Annotated in this window: 18 protein-coding genes; 7 read left to right on the top strand and 11 right to left on the bottom strand. The window is 67.2% G+C overall.

Going from position 1 to position 20,716, the window contains the following annotated elements:
• Positions 1 to 42 precede the first annotated feature (42 nt).
• The 4 genes from sucD to J2Y54_RS12470 form a co-directional block, all read right to left on the bottom strand.
• On the bottom strand, positions 43 to 927 hold the full coding sequence (gene sucD, locus J2Y54_RS12455) for a succinate--CoA ligase subunit alpha (protein ID WP_310040093.1): 885 nt from the start codon (positions 925 to 927) through the stop codon (positions 43 to 45).
• On the bottom strand, positions 928 to 1,521 hold the full coding sequence (locus J2Y54_RS12460; protein WP_310040095.1) for a hypothetical protein: 594 nt from the start codon (positions 1,519 to 1,521) through the stop codon (positions 928 to 930).
• Positions 1,521 to 2,483 carry a malate dehydrogenase gene (gene mdh, locus J2Y54_RS12465; RefSeq protein WP_310040097.1) on the bottom strand — a complete coding sequence of 321 codons (963 nt, stop codon included), beginning with the start codon at positions 2,481 to 2,483 and terminating at the stop codon, positions 1,521 to 1,523. Before mdh ends, J2Y54_RS12460 begins: the two co-directional genes overlap by 1 nt.
• Positions 2,484 to 2,794: 311 nt before the next feature.
• Positions 2,795 to 4,408, bottom strand: coding sequence for an NAD(P)/FAD-dependent oxidoreductase (locus tag J2Y54_RS12470; protein WP_310040099.1), 1,614 nt, complete (start codon positions 4,406 to 4,408; stop codon positions 2,795 to 2,797).
• Positions 4,409 to 4,683: 275 nt separating this feature from the next.
• Here J2Y54_RS12470 and J2Y54_RS12475 point away from each other — a divergent pair, with 275 nt between their 5' ends.
• The 3 genes from J2Y54_RS12475 to J2Y54_RS12485 all read left to right on the top strand — a co-directional run bounded on the left by J2Y54_RS12475 (position 4,684) and on the right by J2Y54_RS12485 (position 7,831).
• Positions 4,684 to 6,282 (top strand): MFS transporter, encoded by a 1,599-nt coding sequence (locus J2Y54_RS12475; RefSeq protein ID WP_310040101.1) that lies wholly within the window; start codon positions 4,684 to 4,686, stop codon positions 6,280 to 6,282.
• Between the two features lie 35 nt (positions 6,283 to 6,317).
• Positions 6,318 to 7,352, top strand: a complete 1,035-nt coding sequence (gene alr / locus J2Y54_RS12480) for an alanine racemase (protein ID WP_310040103.1) — start codon at positions 6,318 to 6,320, stop codon at positions 7,350 to 7,352.
• A 71-nt stretch (positions 7,353 to 7,423) separates the two neighbouring features.
• On the top strand, positions 7,424 to 7,831 hold the full coding sequence (locus tag J2Y54_RS12485) for a hypothetical protein (RefSeq protein ID WP_310040104.1): 408 nt from the start codon (positions 7,424 to 7,426) through the stop codon (positions 7,829 to 7,831).
• 141 nt (positions 7,832 to 7,972) lie between these two features.
• On the opposite strand, the gene J2Y54_RS12490 is transcribed toward J2Y54_RS12485, so the two are convergent.
• The 3 genes from J2Y54_RS12490 to J2Y54_RS12500 all read right to left on the bottom strand — a co-directional run bounded on the left by J2Y54_RS12490 (position 7,973) and on the right by J2Y54_RS12500 (position 13,667).
• A complete protein-coding gene (locus J2Y54_RS12490) occupies positions 7,973 to 11,185 on the bottom strand; it encodes a TonB-dependent receptor domain-containing protein (RefSeq protein WP_310040105.1) in 3,213 nt (1,070 codons plus the stop codon).
• Positions 11,186 to 11,395: 210 nt separating this feature from the next.
• Positions 11,396 to 12,574: an acetyl-CoA C-acetyltransferase gene (locus J2Y54_RS12495; protein ID WP_310040106.1), complete on the bottom strand. Its 1,179-nt coding sequence runs from the start codon at positions 12,572 to 12,574 to the stop codon at positions 11,396 to 11,398.
• A gap of 31 nt (positions 12,575 to 12,605) precedes the next feature.
• Positions 12,606 to 13,667, bottom strand: coding sequence for an alpha/beta hydrolase (locus J2Y54_RS12500; protein ID WP_310040107.1), 1,062 nt, complete (start codon positions 13,665 to 13,667; stop codon positions 12,606 to 12,608).
• 23 nt (positions 13,668 to 13,690) lie between these two features.
• Here J2Y54_RS12500 and phaR point away from each other — a divergent pair, with 23 nt between their 5' ends.
• Positions 13,691 to 14,263, top strand: coding sequence for a polyhydroxyalkanoate synthesis repressor PhaR (phaR, locus tag J2Y54_RS12505; RefSeq protein WP_310040109.1), 573 nt, complete (start codon positions 13,691 to 13,693; stop codon positions 14,261 to 14,263).
• Positions 14,264 to 14,306: 43 nt separating this feature from the next.
• A complete protein-coding gene (locus tag J2Y54_RS12510; protein WP_310040112.1) occupies positions 14,307 to 15,617 on the top strand; it encodes an amidohydrolase family protein in 1,311 nt (436 codons plus the stop codon).
• Between the two features lie 190 nt (positions 15,618 to 15,807).
• Here the strand turns inward: J2Y54_RS12510 and J2Y54_RS12515 are convergent, their stop codons facing one another.
• A complete protein-coding gene (locus J2Y54_RS12515) occupies positions 15,808 to 16,638 on the bottom strand; it encodes a methyltransferase domain-containing protein (RefSeq protein WP_310040113.1) in 831 nt (276 codons plus the stop codon).
• Positions 16,639 to 16,719: 81 nt separating this feature from the next.
• On the opposite strand from J2Y54_RS12515, the gene J2Y54_RS12520 reads away from it, so the two are divergent.
• Positions 16,720 to 16,875 carry a hypothetical protein gene (locus tag J2Y54_RS12520; RefSeq protein ID WP_310040116.1) on the top strand — a complete coding sequence of 52 codons (156 nt, stop codon included), beginning with the start codon at positions 16,720 to 16,722 and terminating at the stop codon, positions 16,873 to 16,875.
• 1 nt (position 16,876) lies between these two features.
• On the opposite strand, the gene J2Y54_RS12525 is transcribed toward J2Y54_RS12520, so the two are convergent.
• Positions 16,877 to 18,061 carry an aspartyl protease family protein gene (locus J2Y54_RS12525; protein ID WP_310040117.1) on the bottom strand — a complete coding sequence of 395 codons (1,185 nt, stop codon included), beginning with the start codon at positions 18,059 to 18,061 and terminating at the stop codon, positions 16,877 to 16,879.
• A 103-nt stretch (positions 18,062 to 18,164) separates the two neighbouring features.
• Positions 18,165 to 19,706, bottom strand: coding sequence for an ATPase, T2SS/T4P/T4SS family (locus J2Y54_RS12530; protein WP_310040119.1), 1,542 nt, complete (start codon positions 19,704 to 19,706; stop codon positions 18,165 to 18,167).
• A gap of 156 nt (positions 19,707 to 19,862) precedes the next feature.
• Between J2Y54_RS12530 and J2Y54_RS12535 the strand changes: the two genes are divergently transcribed.
• Complete coding sequence (locus J2Y54_RS12535; RefSeq protein WP_310040122.1) at positions 19,863 to 20,333, top strand: hypothetical protein; 471 nt, start codon at positions 19,863 to 19,865, stop codon at positions 20,331 to 20,333.
• Positions 20,334 to 20,412: 79 nt separating this feature from the next.
• On the opposite strand, the gene J2Y54_RS12540 is transcribed toward J2Y54_RS12535, so the two are convergent.
• Complete coding sequence (locus J2Y54_RS12540) at positions 20,413 to 20,667, bottom strand: ATP synthase F1 subunit epsilon (RefSeq protein WP_066657871.1); 255 nt, start codon at positions 20,665 to 20,667, stop codon at positions 20,413 to 20,415.
• Positions 20,668 to 20,716 lie beyond the last annotated feature (49 nt).

The following is a 20,716-nucleotide window of genomic DNA, read 5'->3' on the forward strand; positions in this document are numbered from 1 at the left end:
GGCCGGGCCGCGCGCCGCGCGCGCCCGGCCGGGAGTGGTGTGTCAGCCCTTCAGCGCCTCGAGCAGCGTTTCGCCGAGCAGGCTGGGCGACTGGCTGACGCGGATGCCCGCTTCTTCCATCGCCGCGATCTTGCTCTCGGCGTCGCCCTTGCCGCCCGACACGATCGCGCCGGCATGGCCCATGCGACGGCCCGGAGGCGCGGTGCGGCCCGCGATGAAGCCGGCCATCGGCTTCTTGCGGCCGCGCTTGGCCTCGTCGATCAGGAACTGCGCGGCCTGTTCTTCGGCGTCGCCGCCGATTTCGCCGATCATGATGATGCTCTCGGTCGCGTCGTCGGCGAGGAACAGCTCGAGTACGTCGATGAAGTTGGTGCCGTTGACCGGATCGCCGCCGATGCCGACCGCGGTGGTCTGGCCGAGGCCCGCGTTCGTGGTCTGGAACACCGCTTCATAGGTCAGCGTGCCCGAACGCGAGACGACGCCGACGCTGCCCTTCGAGAAGATGTTGCCCGGCATGATGCCGATCTTGCACTCGCCAGGCGTCAGCAGGCCGGGGCAGTTCGGCCCGATCAGGCGCGACTTGCTGCCCGACAGCGAGCGCTTCACCTTGACCATGTCGAGCACCGGAATGCCTTCGGTGATGCACACGATCAGCGGGATTTCGGCGTCGATCGCCTCAAGGATCGAGTCCGCGGCGAAGGGCGGCGGGACGTAGATCACCGACGCGTCGGCGCCGGTCTTGCTCTTGGCTTCGGCAACCGTGTCGAACACCGGCAGGCCGATATGCGTGGTGCCGCCCTTGCCCGGGGTCACGCCGCCGACCATCTGCGTGCCGTACGCCAGCGCCTGCTGGGTGTGGAAGGTGCCGGTCTCACCGGTCATACCCTGCGTGATGACCTTGGTATTCCGGTCGATGAGAATGGACATTCAGAACCCTCCGATAGATTGCGAGACCAGGACCAGGCCCTGGATGCCGTAAGACGAGCCGAGCGGGTGACCGCGCGGGACATAGGTAATTTCGAGCGTGACGCCAGTCTGCCACGGTTCCCACAGCCGCTTGGTGGCGGTGCCGTTGGCCTGAACGCCGGTGGGGGCGGAGCCGACCCAGCCATCGATCACTTCGCGCGGCGGCGCGGCGGGCGCGTCGAGGTCATAGGCGCGACAGCCATCGCCCCAATAGCCTTCCTTCGCGACGAAGCGGCTGGTGACGAGCCAGACGGTGCGGCCATCAACGCTGTGGCGGAACATCTGGCCGGCATAGCTGCCGCCGGGTTCGGCATCCTGCACCGCCTTGCGGCCCATCGCGGTGATGCGCGCGATGCGCGGGTCGGCATCGGCCTCCGCGACCTCGGTCCAGCCGGCAGCCTTGGCAGCGGGCGCGATCGAGTCGAACGCGGACTTGCCGTCCGCGCCCTTGAGGTTGAAGCACGCCGCCTTGAACGCAGCAAACAGCGGCGATGGCGCAGGGGCGGGTGCCGCCTGCGCCAGTCCGAATGCTGCGATGAGGGCGGCTGCCGACATCAGGCGAGCGTGCTGTCGATGCCCTTGCAGGCCACCAGCAGTTCCTTGACCGCGTCGACCGAGACCTGGAGGTTGGCCTTGGCCTCGTCATCCAGAGCGATTTCGACGATCTGCTCGACGCCGTCCGCGCCGATGATCACCGGCACGCCGACATAAAGGTCATCGACGCCGTACTGGCCGGTCAGGTGTGCGGCGCAGGGCAGCAGCCGCTTCTGGTCGTAGAGATAGCTTTCGGCCATCGCGATCGCGCTGGTCGCCGGGGCATAGAAGGCCGAACCGGTCTTGAGCAGGCCGACGATTTCGCCGCCGCCCGAACGGGTGCGCTGAACGATCGCGTCGATCCGCTCCTTGGTCGAACGGCCCATCTTGATGAGGTCGGGGATCGGGATGCCCGCGACGGTCGAATACTGGACGACCGGGACCATCGTGTCGCCATGGCCGCCAAGCACGAAGCTGTTCACTTCCTTGACCGACACCTTGAACTCGTCGGCGAGGAAGTGGCTGAAGCGCGCCGAATCGAGCACGCCGGCCATGCCGACGACCTTGCTGTGCGGGAGCCCCGAGAATTCGCGCAGCGCCCACACCATCGCGTCGAGCGGGTTGGTGATGCAGATGACGAAGGCGTCGGGCGCGTTGGCGGCGATGCCTTCGCCGACGGCCTTCATGACCTTGAGGTTGATGCCGAGCAGGTCGTCGCGGCTCATGCCCGGCTTGCGGGCGACGCCGGCGGTGACGATGATCACGTCCGCGCCCGCAATGTCGGCATAATCATTGCTGCCGGTGATGGTGGCGTCGAAGCCTTCGACTGGGCCGCACTGCGACAGGTCGAGCGCCTTGCCCTGCGGAACGCCCTCGACCACGTCGAACAGGACGATGTCGCCGAGACCCTTGAGGGCGGCGAGATGGGCAAGCGTGCCGCCGATATTGCCGGCGCCGATAAGGGCGATTTTCTTGCGGGCCAAATGAGCCTCCCTGAACATGCGTTGGGCGGCCGGTCCTACATATTTGGCCGCAGGGACGGAGGCGCCTTAGGCCCTTTATAGAGGCGGGGCAACCGACGAAATGCGCCGTGTCAAGAAATCTTTGCTCGTGCGAATTAGTTGCAATAAGGTCAGTTTTGACGTGCTGATCTTGTTATCCTTCCCCGCCAGGGGGAGGTGGCGCCGAAGGCGACGGAGGGGTAGGACGGCTGTGACCTCAAGCCTCTTGCGCATCGCTTCCTCCCCCTCCGCCACGCTGCGCGTGCCACCTCCCCCTGGCGGGGGAGGATTATTCAGGGTTCCGCCCCCAACCGCGCCGCCACTGCCTCAGCCACCTTGATCCCGTCGATCGCGGCGGACAGGATCCCGCCGGCATAGCCCGCGCCTTCGCCCGCCGGGAACAGGCCGGGAGTGTTGAGGCTCTGAAAATCGCCGCCGCGGGTGATACGCACGGGACTCGAGGTGCGGGTCTCGACGCCGGTCATGATCGCGTCGGGATGGGCGTAATTGGCGATGCGGCGGCCGAACACGGGCAGCGCCTCGCGAAACGCCTCGATCACGAAGGGGGGCAGGCAGGCGGACAGGTCGGTCGGCGTCACGCCCGGCTTGTAGCTCGGCACCACCTCGCCGATTGCGGTCGAGGCACGGCCGGCGAGCAGGTCGCCGACGCGCTGAACCGGGGCGTTGTAGTTGGAGCCGCCGGCGATGAAGGCGAGATCCTCGAAGTGGCGCTGGAGCGCGATGCCTGCCAGCGGGCCGTCGGGATAGTCGCGCGCGGGGTCGATCGCGACGACCAGGCCGGAATTGGCGTTGAATTCGGCGCGGCTATACTGGCTCATGCCGTTGGTGACGACGCGGCCTTCCTCGCTGGTCGCGGCGACGACACGGCCGCCGGGGCACATGCAGAAGCTGTAGACGCTGCGCCCGTTCGCGGCGTGATGCACCACCGAATAGGCGGCGGGACCGAGATCGGGATGCTTGGCGCAACTGCCGAAGCGGGCGGTGTCGATCCAGCTTTGCGGATGTTCGATCCGCACGCCGATCGCGAACGGCTTCGCCTCGACATGCACGCCACGGCGGTGGAGCATTTCGAACGTCGGGCGCGCGCTGTGACCGACCGCGAGTACGACCATGTCGGTTTCGAGGAAGCTGCCATCGTGCAGGTGCAGGCCGCGCAGATTGCGGTTGGCGTCCAGTTCGATGTCGTCGACGCGCGTCTGCCAGCGATATTCGCCGCCCAGCTCCTCGATCGCCGCACGCATGCTTTCAACCATGGTGACGAGGCGGAAGGTGCCGATATGCGGGTGCGCCTCCCACAGGATGTCGTCGGGCGCGCCGGCCTTGACGAACTCCTCCAGCACCTTGCGGCCGAGGAAGCGGGGATCCTTGACCCGGCAATAGAGCTTGCCGTCGGAAAAGGTGCCGGCGCCGCCCTCGCCGAACTGGACGTTGCTGTCGGGATTGAGCTCGCTGCGCCGCCACAGGCCCCAGGTGTCCTTGGTCCGCTGCCGCACCACCTTGCCGCGATCGAGGATGATCGGGCGGAAGCCCATCTGCGCGAGGATCAGGCCGGCGAAGATGCCGCAGGGGCCAGCGCCGATCACGACCGGGCGCTTGCCCGACCAGCCGGCTGGCGCGGTGACCGGCGGGCGATAGACCATGTCGGGGGTGGGGCGGACGTCCTTGTCGTCCGGGAAGCGTGCGAGCACGGCGGCTTCGTCGGCAAGGTCGAGGTCGAAGGTATAGACCAGCTGGATCGCGTTGCGCCGGCGCGCGTCATTGCCGCGCTTGAACAGCGTCCAGCCGCGCAGGTCGGCGCGCGTGATGCCGAGCCGCTCGCAGATCGCGGCGGGGATCGCTTCGTGGGCGTGGTTGAGCGGGAGGTTGAGGCCGGAGAGACGGAGCATGGGGTGGCTTTAGGCGCAACTGCGCCGCAATCCAATTCCTCCCCCAGCTTGCGGGGGGCGTGGGACCGCCCGCGAAGCGGGTGGTGGAGGGGCCGCCCCTTAGAGGGCGGAATTTTGCCGAGCCGCTTCGGCCGTCTGCGCGGCCGCCCCTCCACCACCGCCTACGGCGGCGGTCCCCCTCCCCTGAGCAAGCTCAGGGGAGGAATGGGATGCCCCTTGCCGCTCCCTTCATTCCCGTTAAACCTTTGCGTCAAAGGGATTGGGGGATTCTGGACATGGCGACCACCGCGGACGAGGCGTTGGCACAGCGCGAGCCGAGCAGGGCGGAGATGCGGCAGGTGGTGACGGCGTCGTCGCTGGGCACCGTGTTCGAATGGTATGATTTCTTCATTTACGGCACGCTCGCCGCTTCGGGGATCATCGGGCGCACCTTTTTCGCGACCGGTAATCCGGTGCTGGAGGCGCTCTATGCCTGGGCCGGGTTTGCGGTCGGGTTCGGCTTTCGCCCGCTGGGCGCGGTGCTGTTCGGGTATCTGGGTGACAAGCTCGGGCGCAAATACACGTTCCTCGTCACCATCACGCTGATGGGCGTGGCGACGGCAGGCGTCGGCCTGGTGCCGTCCTATGCCAGTATCGGCATCGCCGCGCCGATGATCGTCATCGGTCTGCGCATCCTGCAGGGGCTGGCGCTGGGCGGCGAATATGGCGGAGCGGCGATCTATGTCGCCGAGCATTCGCCCGCAGGCCGCGCCGGCTATCACACCAGTTTCATCCAGGCTAGCGTGTCGGCCGGGTTCGTGCTGAGCCTGACCGTCGTGTTGGCGACCCGCTTTGCCATGCCGCAGGCGACGTTCGACGACTGGGGCTGGCGCCTGCCGTTCATCTTCTCGATCGCGCTGCTCGCCATCTCGTTGTGGATGCGGGTCAAATTGTCGGAAAGCCCGGTGTTCCGCGCGATGAAGGCGTCGGGCGAGATCGCGCGCAACCCGCTCAAGGAAAGCTTCACCTATCCGGGCAACTGGCGGCGCCTGTTCGTCGCGCTGTTCGGGATTGCCGCCGGCCTGACCGTGATCTGGTACACTGCGACCTTTTCGGTCCTCTCGTTCCTGCAGGGGCCGATGCGGGTCGAGCCGGTCACGGCGCAACTGCTCGCCGCCGGGGGCGCCGCGGCTGGGCTGTTCTGGTTCATCCTGTTCGGCAAGCTGTCCGACCGGATCGGGCGCAAGAAGCCGATCATCATCGGCTATGGCTTCACGCTGCTGCTGCTGTTCCCGCTGTTCTGGGCAATGGGGCACGCCGCGAATCCGGGGCTGGCCGAAGCCGCCAAGCGCGCGCCGGTCGTCGTTTCGGGACCGGACTGCGCCTATGATCCCTTTGCCGCGCAGCAGGATACGACCTGCGGCCAGCTGATGGATTATCTGACCAAGAAGGGGGTTCCCTATACCCAGGCGGTGACCCCGTCGGCATCGGTCGCGATCGGCAGCGTGCCGGTGGTGTCCAACACCGCGACCGACATCGACGCGGCGCTGGCCGATGCCGGCTATTCGCTCGACAAGGTGACCCCGGGCACGGTCGACCTGGTGCTGATCCTGATCGCCATCGTTGCGCTGGCGGCGCTGTCGGGCGCGACCTATGGCCCGGTCGCGGCGCTGCTGACCGAGCTGTTCCCGCCGCGCATCCGCTACAGCTCGATGTCGATCCCCTATCATATCGGGACGGGCTATTTCGGCGGGTTCCTGCCGCTGATCAGCCAGTATATGGTCGCCAAGAGCGGGGACCCCTATGCCGGCCTGTGGTACACCTGGGCGGTGGTGGCGATGGCGCTGGTGGTGACCGTCTTCTTCCTCAAGGAACGCGATCTGGTGCAGGAGTGATTGCGGTTGCGCGCCGCGATGCCTAACCGGGCGGCATGATCGCTGCACCGCTCCGCCTGATCCTCGACCGTGACGCGCTCGTCGCCAACTGGCGCACGCTGGCCGCGATGAGCGGGCCGGCGGCGTGCGGGGCGGCGGTGAAGGCCGATGGCTATGGGCTGGGGGCGCGCGCGGTGGTGCGTCACCTGGCCGAAGCCGGCTGCCGGGACGTGTTCGTCGCGACCTGGAGCGAGGCCATGGCGCTCGTCGATGCCGGGATTGCGCTATCGGTGCTGCACGGCGTGCGCGCGGCGGACATGGCGGTGGCGTTGGCGGCGACCCATGCCCGGCCGGTACTCAACAGCGTCGAGCAGCTGCGCCGCTGGCGCGATGCGGGCGGGGGCGCGTGCGACGTGATGGTCGACACCGGCATGAACCGGCTGGGCATCGCGCCGGAGGATGTGGCGGCGGGGCTGCTCGACGGGATGCAGGTCGAGACGCTGATGAGCCACCTCGCCAGCGCGGACGAGGATGTGCCGCTCAACGCGCGCCAGCGCGACGCCTTTGCCGCGCTGCGGGGGCGCAGTGCGGCACGACGAATGAGCCTCGCCAATTCGGCGGGAATCGCGCTGGGCGCGGACTATGCGTTCGACCTGACCCGACCGGGCATCGCGCTCTATGGCGGGGTCCCCGGCCCGGCGCTGGCGGGGCGGATCCGGCAGGTGGTGACGCCCGAGGCCCAGATCTTGCAGCGCCGGCGCGTCCCGGCGGGAGCGAGCGTCGGATATAATGCGACCTGGACCGCGGCGGTCGATACCGAGGTGGCAATCGTCAATCTGGGCTATGCCGATGGCTATCTGCGCTGTTTTTCCGATCGGGGGCAGGCTGGCGCCAGCGGCGCCGTGCTGCCGGTGATCGGGCGCGTGTCGATGGACCTGACCGCGATCGATGTCAGCGCCGCGCCGGACCTGGCCGAGGGGGACTGGCTGGCGTTCGGGTACGACCTGCCCGCGACCGCGGCGCTGTCGGGGCTGTCGCAATATGAACTGCTGACCGGGCTGGGTGCGCGGTTCGACCGGATGTGGCGCTGATCCTGCGATCGGTTCAGCGTTGCGAAAGGCGCGGGACGGTATCATCCTGAGTAACAGAGGAGTGAAGCGCCATGCGATTTGCCATTGCCGCCGCCGCCCTTGCCGCCCTGGCCCTGCCGGGTGCCGCGATGGCCGATGAACAGCCCGATGCGAAGGGCGAAGCCGAACTGGCCAAGATGATCGAGGGGCGCGTCGCGGGTAAACCGGTGCGCTGCCTGCCGACCACCGCGATGAGCCAGACCACGGTGATCGACAAGACCGCGATCGTCTATCGCGCCGGATCGAAGCTGTACGTCAACCGTCCGCGCAGCGGCGCCGATCAGCTGGATGACGACGATATTCTGGTCACCAAAATCTATGGCAGCCAGCTGTGCAACATCGACAAGGTCGATCTGGTCGACCGCACGTCGCGGATGTGGAGCGGCTTCGTCGTGCTCGGGGACTTCGTGCCCTATACGAAGGTAACCGCCGCGCGCTGACCGGCGACGCGGACGACACCTGACGACCAGGCCGGCGGGGCAACCCGCCGGCCTTTTTCGTGCGCAGCCTCGGGCGTGCGCGGCATATACAAAAAGGGCCGCTCCCGAAGGAGCGGCCCCGATTGTCCAGTGCGGACCGGATTACATCCGGACGCGGAAACCGGCGTAGAAGTAACGACCGGTGACCGGCCAGATACCGCTGCCAGCGCCGGTGCCGGTGGCACCCAGCGGCGGCAGTTCGTCGGTGATGTTGTCGACACCGATGTAGAAGCGATACTTTTCGCCAACCTTATACCCGACCTGCAGGTCGTGGTAGAAGATCGCCGGGTACCACGGATCGGCAATCACGTCGCCATTGGTCGGTGCGCGGCCCTGGTGCGAGAACTGGGTTTCCCAGCCGAACACGGTCTGCTTGCCGACATAGCGCAGGTCATAGCCCAGATCCCACTTCGGGAAGTTCAGGTTTGCGCTGAACTGGCCCTGCCATTCCGGATCGCCGAGCGTGCCGTTGATCCGGTCCGAACGTGCCGGGTCGGTGATGTAGGTGAACTGCTCACGCTCCTTCAGCCAGCTGACGATCGCGCGGGTGCGGAACGTGCCCTCACCGATGCGGGTCGTGTAGCTTGCGTCAACGTCGATGCCCGAGGTGGCGAGCTTCGCGAAGTTGAAGGGCGCGGCAGTGAAGCCGGCCGTGATCGGCTGGTTGTACGGTGCGCCAGTCAGGTTGAAGTCGGGGAAGCCGTCGAAACGACGCCCGGCCTGCCCGGTGAACGTGCCGTTGACCAGCGGATCGCTCGACGTACGACGGTTGACGACGGCGCAGAACGGGTTGTTGATCCCGACGGGGTCGTCATAGCAGCGGTTGATGATCGCCTGACCCGTCAGGCTGTTGATCGCCTGCTCAACCTCGATGTCGTAATAGTCGACCGTCAGCGTGAAGCCGCGCAGGAAGCTCGGCTGGAACACGGCACCAACCGTGAAGCTGTAGCCGATTTCAGGCTGCAGGTTGATGTTGCCCGAGGTCGTACCCTGGATACCCGACGACGGTGCGTTGACCCACGGGCGGGTCGAACCGTCCGGAAGGGTGATCGTGGTCGGGATGCCGGCCGCGGCGCAGTTGCGGGCGCGGTTCGGGTTCGCGTTGATCGGGTTGCCCTGCGAGCAGGGGTCGACCAGATTGTTGGCGAACGTCGTGCCGGCAGTGGCGTAGACGTCGCTGAGGTCGGGCGCACGGACCGACTTGGCGTAGCCGACGCGCATGCGCAGGTCGCGGACCGGAGCCCAGACGGCGCCGACATTGTATGCCCAGACCGGGTCAGCCGAGTTGCTGTAGTCCGAAACGCGGCCCGAACCTTCGATCGTCAGTTCGTGGAAGAACGGAACGTCGGCGAGGATCGGCACGCGAAGCTCGGCGAACGCTTCCTTCACGGTGATCGCGGGCGGGTTGAACTCCGCGAAGCCGTTGAGGAAGGTCAGGCTGGCCTGCGTGACATCGTCATAGTCCGAATAGGCGTCTTCGCGACGATATTCGGCACCGAGCACCGCACCGATCGGACCGCCCGGCAGGTTGAAGAAGCCGCCCGTGTCGCCGGAGACATAGCCGACGAAGTTGAGCTGCTCGGCCCACTGGGTGCGCGACGAGGTGTGCAGGACATAGGCCAGGCCTTCCGGCGTGGTCGACGGAGCGCCTTCGCCGAACAGGTTCAGCGGACGGCAGTTGGGATCGTCGTTGGTCGTGCTCGCATCGGCGTTCACGCGGCAGACGATCTGGCCGGCGCTGTTCCGGACGGCGTTCGCCGCACGGTTGAAGTTGGCAATGTTAACGTTGCCGCCGGTTTCGTAATAGGTTTCGGTGCGGCCGAAGTTACCCGCGATTTCGTAGCGCAGGTTGCCGGTGTCCGACAGCTCGCCACGCAGACCGCCGACGATGCGGAACGTCTCACGCTCATGATCCTCGGCGCGCGTGCCGATGTCGTTGTTGAAGCGGAAGAAGGTGAACGCACCGGTGTCGTAGTTCGCCGTGCCCGGAGCATAGCCCTGGATCGTGCGGATCTGGTCACGCGCCTGTGCCGACAGGAACGGGTTGTCGAGGAAGAAGGTCGGCGACAGGTTCGAGTTGATGAAGGTCGGCTGCGTCGACGTCTGGTTGTTGGTGATCTTGACGTACTTTGCCTCGAGGAAGGCAGTTGCCGCCGTCGAGAATTCGTAGCGCAGCAGGACGTTGCCGGCATAGCGCTCCAGACCCGGAAGCAGCATCGCGCCTTCGACGCCGGTCGCGCTCAGGCCGCCGAAGCGACCGCCGCCGATGCGACGCAGGTCGAGCGTGGGATCGTCGCGGACGAGCTGACCGTTCGGGAGGAACACATAGCCGTCGGACAGCAGACCGCCGGTGCCGGGACCATTGACGGTCGCGCCACGCTCGCCGGTGCAGTTCGCCGCGATGCGCGCGGCGATGATCGGGTCGGTCGAGCTTGCCGCAGGGCAGGTGGTCTGGACCATGCCGCCGAGCGAGATGATGCCGAAGCGGTTACCCGGCGCGTTGATGCCGAAGAAGGTCTGGTCGGGGATGCCGTCGCCCATGCCGGTTTCGTCGGCGCTGAACTCCGAGGTGAAGTAGCCCGGGATGCCGCTATAGGCGCCGGTCTGTTCGTCACGGTCGTTGAACAGCAGGGTTTCGGAACGGGCATATTCCGCCGCGAGCGCGATATTGCCGCGGCCGCCAGCGAAGTTCTTGCCCCACACGACCGAAAGGCGCTGCGAATCGCGGTCGCCGCGATCCGAAATGCCGCCCTGGCCCGCGATGTCGAGACCTTCGAAATCCTGCTTGAGGACGAAGTTCACGACGCCGGCAACGGCGTCCGAGCCGTAGATTGCCGAGTTGCCGCCGGTCACCACGTCGACGCGCTCAAGCAGTGCGTTCGGGATGGTGTTGACGTCGACGGCGTAGCTGCCCGGAGTCGAGGTGACGTGACGGCGGCCGTTGACGACGACCAGCGTGCGGGCGGTGCCCAGGCCGCGCAGGTCGAGCAGGTTGAGGCCGGCGGTGCCGATCGCGCGGGTCGAGTTCGCCTGGCTGAAGGTCGAGCGCAGCGTCGGCAGCTGGTTGAGCGCGTCACCCAGCGAGAGGTTGCCGGTGTCGAGCAGGTCTTCCGCGGTGACGCTGGTCACCGGAACGACGGTGTCGACGCCCGGACGGGCGATACGCGAGCCGGTGACGACGACGACGTCGCTCGAGCTGGCTTCTTCGGTCGTCTCTTCCTCGGTCGTCGGCGCCTGCTGCGCGAACGCAAGCTGCGGAACCGTCAGTGCGGCACTCGCGAGCACCGTTGCCGACAATAAGCGGCTGATCTTCATGGTAGGGAGCCCCCAGAATCGTTGCAAGGAGCCGGCTCATGGCCGGTCGTCTCCATTGAAACCGCCCATTCATCCTGTGGCAAGCAAAACCGACCGAAATTGTCCCTTTCAGCGTCATTCCGTTGCAACAATACCACATTTGTGCGGTGCAACACGAATCGCGCGTAACATAATTACGTAACGCGCGATTCGCGTGAGGCTTTGTAATCCTTAGCCGGCGCGCTCGATGCACATGGCGATTCCCATGCCGCCGCCGATGCACAACGTCGCCAGCCCCTTGCGCGCGTTGCGGCGCGTCATTTCATAGATCAGCGTGGTCAGCACGCGCGCGCCGCTCGCGCCGATCGGATGGCCGATCGCGATGGCGCCGCCATTGACGTTGACCTTCGCCGGATCGAAGCCGAGCTCCTTGCCGACGCACAGGGCCTGCGCGGCGAAGGCCTCATTGGCTTCGATCAGGTCGAGGTCGGCGACGGTCCAGCCGGCCTTTTCCAGTGCCTTTTTCGACGCGGGGACCGGGCCGATGCCCATGATCGACGGATCGACCCCGGCGGTGGCCCAGCTCTTGATCGTGGCAAGGATCGGCGCGCCGCGCTTTTCGGCTTCGTCGCGGCTCATCACCACCAGCGCCGCCGCGCCGTCGTTGAGGCCCGATGCGTTGCCGGCGGTGACGGTGCCGTCCTTCTTGAACGCGGGACGCAGGCCCGCGACCGAATCCAGCGTCGCGCCGGCGCGGATATATTCGTCCTGATCGACGATCGTGTCGCCCTTGCGGCCCTTGATCGTGACCGGCGCGATCTCGGCCTTGAAGCGGCCTTCGGCACGCGCGGCTTCGGCAAGGTTCTGCGAGCGGACCGCGAACTCATCCTGCTCGGCACGGCCGACCTGATATTGTTCGGCGAGGTTTTCCGCCGTGATTCCCATGTGATAGCCGTTGAACACGTCGGTCAGGCCATCCTTGATCATCGTATCGACCAGGGCGACATCGCCCATCTTCGCGCCGGCGCGCAGCGTCTGGGCGTGCGCGGCGAGCGACATGGATTCCTGGCCGCCCGCGACGACGATGGTGGCGTCGCCGGTCTGGATTGCCTGCGCGGCGAGCGCGACGGCGCGCAGACCGGAACCGCACACCTGGTTGAGGCCCCATGCGGGCACTTCCTTGGGCACGCCAGCGGCCATCGATGCCTGACGCGCGGGATTCTGACCCTGCGCGGCGGTCAGCACCTGACCCAGAATGACTTCCGACACCTCTTCGCCCTTGACCCCGGCCTGCGCCAGCGCGGCTTCGATCGCCACGCGGCCAAGCTCGTGCGCGGGGGTGGCGGCAAAGGCGCCGAGGAAGCTGCCGACGGGGGTACGCTTGGCGGCGGTGATCACGACTTCGGTCATGGTGGAGCGACTCCTGATTGGACTTTGCGCGCTATCTAGGCGCGGGGAGGGCGGTTAGCCAGTCGGCAAGCGGGCGCCACAGCGATTGCCGTGCCGCGGATCCGACCATCATGCCGACATGGCCGAGACGCAGCTTGCGCTGATCGGCGAAGCCGACGGCACTGGCGGCGGGGACGATGCGATCGGTGAGCGAGACGAACTCGACCGTGGGGCAGGGGAGGGCGAGCGGGGTCACCGCCTGCCCCGCCACGCGCCATTGCCCGCGACCGGGGAGGTCGGCGGTGAAGAAATCGTCGAACAGCTGGCGCCCGGCGGCATAGGTCAGCGGGGCCCCGGCATTCGCCCAGTCTTCGAGCACCACGAAATTCTTTGCCGCCGCGCTGGCCGGGTCGAGGCGACCGAACTTCTCGAACTTGGCGATGGTGCGCGCCGGGTCGAGCTGCCAGAAGCCGGCCTGCAGGACCTCCATCGGCACCAGCCCGAGCACATCGCAGGTGCCATGCGCGGCGTGCCAGATCGCGTCGATCCGCTCCAGCGCCTCCGCGCCGAAATTCGCGAAGCGCCACGGCGCGGCAATCAGCGCGAGGCCCCGGACCGGCACGGCCTGAGCCGCCGCCGCGGCGATCGTGCCGCCGAGGCAATAGCCGGCGAGCGCAACCGGCTCACCGATGCTGCGGAGCAGCGGGATGAGCTGTTTTTCGACATGCTGCGTCACGCTGAACCCACGATCGGCAGCGGTCGGCGCGCCCCAATCGACCAGCAACGGGCGCACCCCCTGCCGCGACAGCCAGCGCAGCAGCGAACGGCGGTAGCGCATGTCGAGGATCATCGGCGGATTGATCAGCGAGGGCACAAACACCGTCGGAATCCCCGTTCCGCCATAGTCATGTAGCGTCGCGCGACCGGCGGTTGCGACCACCGGCATCGGGCGGCGCGGGCGCGGGCGCGGCGCGGCCTGATAGGCGGCGAGACCGGCAAGCGCAGCGGCGCGCCGCTCGGTCGATGCTGCGGTCTGTTCGCGCAGCAAGTCCAGAAACAGCGGCAGCGGACGTGGCCCGTGTTGCGACGCGGCAATGAAAGATGTTAGGGCCATGTCAAATACCCTTGGGGGCGAGCATGAAAAAGACAGCGCAGACGGACGGCCCGGTCATCATCAAGAAATACGCGAACCGTCGGCTCTACAATACCGAAAGCTCGTCGTACATCACGCTCGACCATCTCGCCGCGATGACGCGCGAAGGTCGCGATTTCAAGGTCGTCGACGCCAAGACCGACGAGGATATCACGCACAATGTGCTGACCCAGATCATCATGGAAGAGGAAGCGCGCGGCCAGACGCTGCTGCCGGTCAATTTCCTGCGCCAGCTGATCGCGCTCTATGGCGACTCGATGCAGGCGATGGTGCCGGGTTACCTCGAAGCGTCGATGGAAAGCTTTCGCCGCAACCAGGAACAGTTCAAGACTGCGGTCGAAGGCGCCTTCGCCAATTCGCCCTTTGCCGAGATCGCCAAGCGCAACATGCAGATGTTCGAGGCGGCGGCAGAAGCGTTCAAGCCCGGCGCGGGCGGCGTGACCGGCGCTGCACCGACGCGGCCCGCTGCGGCGCCGGAGAAGAGCAAGGACGACGAGATCGCCGCGCTCAAGGCCCAGCTCGCGGCGCTCAAGGATCAGGTCGACAAGCTCGGCTGAGCGCAATAGCTTTCCCGCTTTCGTGTTGTCGAAGGGGGAAGCCATGAAGTCCTGGATCGCCGTAGCTGTCGCCGGCCTGCTCGCCGGGTCGGCGCTTGCGCAACCACAGGCCCAGCCCGCAGGCGAGCGCCCCGACCGCTACATCCATGCCGGTGCGCTGCTCGACCGGCCGGGCCAGGCACCGCGCGGTGCGAGCACGATCGCGATCCGGGGCGAGCGGGTGATCGGCGTCTATGACGGCCATGTCATGCCGCTTGGCGACGCGCCGGTCATCGACCTCAAGGACAAGACGGTGCTGCCCGGGCTGATCGACAGCCATGTGCATCTGGGGTCCGACCGCGCGGGGCAGGAAGGGCTGCTGGCGGGCTTTGCCGAGAGCAAGGAACTGGGCGCGTACGAGGCGCTGTGGAATGCGCGCAAGACGCTGATGGCGGGCTTTACCACTGTGCGCAATCTGGGCGATGACGGTGCGACGCTGGCGCTGCGCGAAGCCATTGCGCGCGGCTGGGCCGCCGGGCCGCGGATCATTGACGCGGGACGGTCGATCTCCACCACATCGGGGCATATGGACCGACGACTGGGGGTGGTCGAGGACCTGCACCCGGTGATGAACATCGAAAATCTGTGCGACGGGCCGGAGGAGTGCCGCAAGGCAGTGCGCAATCAGGTCGCGCGCGGCGCGGACGTGATCAAGATCGCCACCACCGGCGGGGTCAACAGCCGCATCGGCGCTGGCCTTGGCAAGCAGATGTTCGACGACGAGGCCCGTGCAATCGTCGAGACCGCGCGCCTGTATGGCAAGAAGGTCGCGGTCCACGCGCATGGGGCCGACGGCATCACGCTGGCACTGAAGATGGGCGCAGATTCGGTCGAGCACGGCACGCTGATGGACGACGAGGCGATCGCGCTGTTCCGCAAGAGCGGCGCCTATTACGTCCCGACGCTGTCGACCGTGAACGGCTATCTGGAGCGGATCGCCAAGGATCCCAACGCCTATCCGCCCGCTGTCCGCGCCAAGATCGACTGGCGCATCTCGATCACCGGCAAGGCGCTGGAGCGGGCCGTGCCGGCCGGCGTCCGGATCGCGTTCGGCACCGATGCCGGCGTGTCCAAGCATGGGCGCAACGCCGATGAGTTCGAACTGATGGTCAAGCACGGCATGACGCCGATGCAGGCCATCGTCGCGGCGACCACCAACGCGGCCGATCTGCTGGGGCTGGCGAGCGAAGTGGGCAGCATCGAACCGGGCAAGAGCGCGGACATCATCGCCGTCAGCGGCGACCCGCTGAAGGATGTGCGCGTGCTGAAATCGGTCGGCTTCGTGATGCGCGCCGGGGTGGTCCACAAGCAATAAGGCGACCGAGTGCGTCGGAGGCGCGGGCGATGCGGCGGGGGCATCGCCGCGTTCGGAGCGGGCGATATTGCGAAGGCGCCTGCCGGACTGGAGGCCGCGCGCTCAGGTGGCGCTGCGCGGCTATCGTCCGCTTTATCCGGGCAGGGTCTACACCGCACGGGTGCTGGCGCAGACCCCGCCCTGATCGGGTTTACCCGCCCCGGACGCTCGGGTTGGGCTTGCGGAACTTGAGGGTCATGCGGTCGCTTTCGCCGATCGCTTCATATTTGGCGCGATCGACATCCTTGAGGCGGTAATTGGGGGGGAGCGTCCATACGCCCTGCGGCCAATCGGCCGTATCCTTGGGGTTGGCGTTCACCTCGGACGCGGCGACGAACTTGAAACCGGCTTCCTCGGCGAGGCGGCGCACGGTCGACACCTTCATGTAGCCGCTCGTCTTTTCGCGCTCGGCGTCGGCGGATTCGGGCAGGCGGTGCTCGACAATGCCGAGCGTGCCGCCGGGCTTGAGCATTGCGAAGATCTGCTTGAACGCCTCGGCGCTGCGGTCGGTCGTTCCCATCTTCCAGTTATGGATATTGCGGAAGGTCAGGACGACATCGGCGCTGCCGGCCGGCACCGCCGGCTGGTCCGCAGCGGCGGGGAAAGCGGCGAGCTTGATGGCGCCATAGGTCGCGGCATCCTTGGCCTGCAGCGCCTGGGTCCCGCGCGTGCCGTTCGGCCACGGTGCCGCCGCGTAGAGCGTGCCGCCGCCCTTTGCGATATAGGGCGCGAGGATTTCGGTGTACCAGCCGCCACCCGGCCACAGCTCGACCACTGTCTGGTTCGGCTTGACCCCGAAAAAGGCGAGCGTCTGCGCCGGGTTGCGATATTTGTCGCGGGCGATATTGGCCGGCGTCCGGGTCGGGGCAGCGACCGCAGCCTTGAGCGCTGCACTTGGCTGCTCCGCCTTCGGGCTGGCGGCGATGGCAGCAGTGGTAAGGGCGATCGCGGTGACGGCGATCGCGGGCAGGGTGTAGCGCATGGACGGCTCCTCTCTGTTCTGGCGCGAAGTTAGGCAGGGCGGGGCGCGATGCAAGGGGCGTTATGGATCGGAGTGGGCGCGATGGTTGCGCTGGTCGGCGTCAGCGGCCTGGCCGAGTGGCGACGCGGGCGACGCCGCGACCTTGACCGGGTCGGCTGGATGCCCTGGACCTTCATCCAGATCATGGCGCTGCTGCTGGCAATTGTCGGCGCCGCCCTGGCGCTCAAGGCGGGATAGGTCAGTAGAAGCGGGCCAGGGTCAGCGCGCGATCGCCGCCGCCGCATAGCGTCAGCCGAACCCGACGGCCCGGCGTTCCGGCAGCCCAGCCGGTCATCTGCGCGGCAGTAGCCCGACTCACCTGAACCCCGTCGACCGCGCAGATCGATGCGCCCGCCGTCCAACCCGTCGCCGCCGCCGGACTGCCGCGCATCACGTGCAGCACGCGGAGCCGATCCGCTTCCCGCCGCAGCAGCAGGCCGCTGGTCGATCGCGGGACCGGCCAGTGGCTGCGTGCACCATCGGCCAGCACCAGGCGGCCTGCCTGCGGATCGAGCAGGACGCGGTGGCGCCGCAACAGGCCGCCCCCGATGCGCCCCGCCGCACCCTTGCTGCCCGAAAAACCGTGGTCGCGCTCGATCCGCACCTCGACCTCGCGCGCGGCGATGCCGGGCAGGTGCAGCGCGGGCAGCACCGCGAGGTCGGTCTCGACTGCGCCGCCCAGTCCCCAGCCGATCGCGCTGGTGACGGGGCGGGCCGCATAAGGGCTGGCCAGCCAGGCGCTGCGGGTCAGGCTGAGCATTCCGCCATCGCCGGTATCGACGATCATCGGCCGTGCCGGCCCGCCGGATACGGTCATGCTGGCAAGATAAAGCCGGCTGTGGTCGGCGAGGCGGAGCGGCACGATGGCCCCGCGGAACGGCATCCGACCGCTGGGGAGCAGGCGGAAGCGCTGCGAATCATAGTCGATCTCCAGCGCATGACCGGCAAGTAGGTCCGCGCCGACGAACAAATCGACCGCGCCCGGCCCGGTGGCGCGGGGGTCGGCATCGATGATCGCCACGCGTCCGCCGGTTCGCACCAGTCCGCCGACCTCGACCCGGTCGATCCCGGTCCAGGCCAGCGCGATCGCGCCGCCGATCGCGTCGGCGCGGCCCGCGACGAGCGGCTTGAGCGCGGCGGTGCGGGCGAAGCGGGCCGTAACCGCAGTGTCGGTCGCGCCGGTGTCGAGCAGCGCATCGACCCAATGGCCGTTGACGAGGGTGCGAAAGCGGATCTGGTTGGCGGCGGTGAGTTCGAACGGCACCCAGCGCGCCTCGCTGTCGGCGGCGAGGTGCAGCACGGCCGGCGCCGCCCCGGCCTGTGGTGCTGGCAGGGTGAGTGCAAGCAGGGCGGCAAGCGCGGTCATCGGCGCACGAACATCCATGACCGCGATGCTAGGCCCCCCTCACTTGGGCGCCAGCGGTTGCGGTCGTGGTTAATGTCCCGTTGAGGGAGCGGGCGGGAGCCGGACCGCCGCCGCGCTGCGATCAGAGACACGCCTCGAGCAGTGCCTGATCGAACCCGAACGAGCGGGCCTTTTCCAGCGTGTAGGGGCGCAGGCCCATCGAGCGATACTCGCCGATGATCTTTCCATCGGCGCTCTCGTCGAGATATTCGAACTTGAACAGCTCCTGCGTCACGATGACGGGGCCTTCCATGCCGATCACTTCGGTAATGTTCGTCACGCGGCGGCTGCCGTCGCGCAGGCGCTTCACCTGAACGATCAGGTCGACCGAGTCGGCGATCTGGCGGCTGATCGCTTCCTTCGGGATCTTGATGTCGCCCATCAGCACCATGTTCTCCATACGCCCGAGGCATTCGCGCGGGGAGTTGGAGTGGAGCGTGCACATCGACCCGTCATGGCCGGTGTTCATCGCCGACAGCAGGTCGAAACATTCGGGTCCGCGAATTTCGCCGAGGATGATGCGGTCCGGGCGCATACGCAGCGCGTTCTTGACCAGGTCGCGGATCGTGATCTCGCCCTGACCTTCCAGGTTCGGCGGGCGGGTTTCGAGCGGGAGCCAGTGCGGCTGCTGCAGGCGCAGTTCGGCCGCGTCCTCGATCGTCAGCACGCGCTCGCCCGGGTCGATCATCTTCGACAGGGCGTTGAGCATCGTCGTCTTGCCCGAACCGGTGCCGCCCGAAATGACGATGTTGAAGCGGCTGGCGCCGGCGATCTTCAGCATGGTCGCCATCTTCTGCGACATCGACCCGAAGCCGGCCATCATGTCGAGCGTAATCGGCTTGTCGGAGAATTTGCGGATCGAGATGGCGGTGCCGCGCAACGACAGCGGCGGAACGATCACGTTGACGCGGCTGCCGTCCTTGAGGCGCGCATCGGCGAGCGGGGTAGTCTGGTCGACGCGACGGCCGACCGAGTTGCAGATGCGCTGCGCGATCTGGAACAGATGCTCCTCATCGCGGAACTGGATGTTCGCGAGCTCGAGCTTGCCCTTGCGTTCCACGAACGTCTGTTCGGGGCCGTTGACCATGATATCGCTGATCGAGCTGTCGGACAGCAGCTCTTCGAGCGGGCCCAGGCCGAGCAGCTCGTCGACCAGCACCTTTTCCAGCGCGAATTGTTCGCGGCGGTTGAGGGTGAGTTTGAGCTCGGCCAGCACTTCGCCGATGATCGGGCGGAATTCCTCGGCCAGCTCGTCCTTGTTGAGCGTTGCCGCCGCTTCCGGGTCGACGCGCTCAAGCAGGCGGGGAAGGACCTGTTCCTTGATCCGGTGGATCGAAGCTTCGAACCCCTCGACTCGCGAACTGCTCGGCTCGCCGGTCGCCGCCTGGCGGTCGGCGAGTCGCTGCATCGCCTCGCTGGTCGAGCCGGGGTTGCCCGCAGCGAGCGGTTCGGGCGGAAGCTGGGACGCGCCGGGCAGCGGCACGTCATGCAGCGGTGGGAATTGCTCGCCGCCCAGCGGGTCGGGCGGGCGCATCGCGCCGCCACCTTGCATCGGGCGCGCAACGCCGAAGGCAGGCCGGCCCGGCCCTCCCCCTGGTCCGCTGCGTCGTCCGAATGCGCTCACGCTTGCTCCCGCTCTCAATCTGCGAAGCACGGGATAGCCGCCAAGGTTTGACAAGTTCCTAACCATCAATGGGTTGGCGGGCTGACCGATCCTGACCGTGGCCAGTGCCGCCCATCGATGGGAGAGGGAAGCGCACTGATGTTGAGGAGGATTGCCATGGTCGCCGTGTTTCTTTCGATCCTGTCATTGTGGCTGGCACCGGTGCCCGGCGCGCCGGCACCGGTGCCCGCCGCGCCGGCGCCGGTCGCGCAGGGGGCGGCGCCCGCAGGCTCGGGTGCGTTCGATTGGCTGGACGGCACATGGCGGCGCACCGGGCTGGAGATGCGCTGCGGCCAGACCAAGCAGGGGATGACGTGCAGCGAGGAAGGGAGCGGCGCCATGGCGGGCGCAAAGGCAGAGCTGGCGTTCGATACGCTTGGCGAAAAGGCGGTGCTGGAAATCGCGCTTCCGTCGGTTCCGCCGAGTCGGTTCACCGAAGTCGCGCGCGATACGCACAGCGTGACGTTCGAGATGCCGACCAAGACCGGGGTTGCGCGGCTGCGCTTTACCCGGTCGGACAATGTGCTGAAGGTCGAGCGTGGCAGCGCGGCGGGCTGGGCCAATGCGATGGAGTATCGGCGCGGATGAGCTGACGCCGCTTTCCCGCGCACGAAAAAGGCCGCAGGGGCACCCCTGCGGCCTTTTCGCATCCGGCGAACGGGGTGGCTCAGCCCGCCTTTTCGGCGAGGACCGTCAGCCCCTTTTCATTGACCTCGGCAAAGCCGCCCTCGACCCGGATGATCTCGGGCGACTGGTTGGCCGCGGTCTTGTAGATTTCGATATTGCCGTCGCGGATCGTCGACATGAAGGGTGCGTGGCCCTCCAGCACGCCGAAATCGCCCTCGCTGCCGGGGACCACCACCATGTGGACGTCCTCCGAGCGGAGCAGCTTTTCGGGGGTCACGAGTTCGAAGTGCAGCATGTTCTTACCTTACTCCCTCTCCCCTTCACGGGAGAGGGTCGGGGAGAGG

It is taken from the genome of Sphingomonas sp. BE123 (genome assembly GCF_031456015.1).
Classification (GTDB): domain Bacteria; phylum Pseudomonadota; class Alphaproteobacteria; order Sphingomonadales; family Sphingomonadaceae; genus Sphingomonas.

Coding starts and splice junctions, on each gene's coding strand:
- J2Y54_RS12470 (WP_310040099.1), bottom strand. CDS start 4,408: ATGCTCCGTCTCTCCGGCCTCAACCTCCCGCTCAACCACGCCCACGAA.
- J2Y54_RS12515 (WP_310040113.1), bottom strand. CDS start 16,638: ATGCGCTACACCCTGCCCGCGATCGCCGTCACCGCGATCGCCCTTACC.
- J2Y54_RS12460 (WP_310040095.1), bottom strand. CDS start 1,521: ATGTCGGCAGCCGCCCTCATCGCAGCATTCGGACTGGCGCAGGCGGCA.
- J2Y54_RS12535 (WP_310040122.1), top strand. CDS start 19,863: ATGGTCGCCGTGTTTCTTTCGATCCTGTCATTGTGGCTGGCACCGGTG.
- J2Y54_RS12500 (WP_310040107.1), bottom strand. CDS start 13,667: ATGGCCCTAACATCTTTCATTGCCGCGTCGCAACACGGGCCACGTCCG.
- J2Y54_RS12510 (WP_310040112.1), top strand. CDS start 14,307: ATGAAGTCCTGGATCGCCGTAGCTGTCGCCGGCCTGCTCGCCGGGTCG.
- J2Y54_RS12525 (WP_310040117.1), bottom strand. CDS start 18,061: ATGGATGTTCGTGCGCCGATGACCGCGCTTGCCGCCCTGCTTGCACTC.
- J2Y54_RS12540 (WP_066657871.1), bottom strand. CDS start 20,667: ATGCTGCACTTCGAACTCGTGACCCCCGAAAAGCTGCTCCGCTCGGAG.
- phaR (WP_310040109.1), top strand. CDS start 13,691: ATGAAAAAGACAGCGCAGACGGACGGCCCGGTCATCATCAAGAAATAC.
- J2Y54_RS12495 (WP_310040106.1), bottom strand. CDS start 12,574: ATGACCGAAGTCGTGATCACCGCCGCCAAGCGTACCCCCGTCGGCAGC.
- alr (WP_310040103.1), top strand. CDS start 6,318: ATGATCGCTGCACCGCTCCGCCTGATCCTCGACCGTGACGCGCTCGTC.
- J2Y54_RS12475 (WP_310040101.1), top strand. CDS start 4,684: ATGGCGACCACCGCGGACGAGGCGTTGGCACAGCGCGAGCCGAGCAGG.
- J2Y54_RS12490 (WP_310040105.1), bottom strand. CDS start 11,185: ATGAAGATCAGCCGCTTATTGTCGGCAACGGTGCTCGCGAGTGCCGCA.
- J2Y54_RS12485 (WP_310040104.1), top strand. CDS start 7,424: ATGCGATTTGCCATTGCCGCCGCCGCCCTTGCCGCCCTGGCCCTGCCG.
- J2Y54_RS12520 (WP_310040116.1), top strand. CDS start 16,720: ATGGTTGCGCTGGTCGGCGTCAGCGGCCTGGCCGAGTGGCGACGCGGG.
- sucD (WP_310040093.1), bottom strand. CDS start 927: ATGTCCATTCTCATCGACCGGAATACCAAGGTCATCACGCAGGGTATG.